Annotated in this window: 1 protein-coding gene; it reads right to left on the reverse strand. The window is 62.0% G+C overall.

Going from position 1 to position 350, the window contains the following annotated elements:
* On the reverse strand, positions 1 to 232 hold a 232-nt coding region (locus tag J4F42_18620), incomplete at its 3' end, for a hypothetical protein (GenBank protein ID MCE2487533.1).
* Between the last annotated feature and the right edge of the window lie 118 nt (positions 233 to 350).

Raw genomic sequence — 350 nt, forward strand, 5'->3', positions numbered from 1 at the left:
CGTCCAGAAAATCGCGGTACACGTCAAGCGCATACACGCCGGGGATGACCGGCACCCGGTCCAGCACCGGCCCGGGCACCAGCTCTTGCGCCCCGCTCACGCCAAAACCGGGCCGAGCTGCGGTCTGGGAGCCAAAGACGGCTTGACGGGCGGAAATCCAGACCAGCCTGCCGTCGGCTTTTCGGACCAGGCGGGTGCCATAAAAGCCGGGGAGAAAGATCAGGTGGGTCATGGGCGTGCGACGAAGAGGAAACGTCTCGTCCTTACGGTTGATACGTTTCCTCTTTCGATCCTAGCCCAATTTACGATTCCGTATAGCCCTTCGACTTCAGGCGCGCTGCGCCTTACGC

The organism is Desulfurellaceae bacterium (assembly GCA_021296095.1).
Taxonomy (GTDB): Bacteria; Desulfobacterota; Binatia; order Bin18; family Bin18; genus JAAXHF01.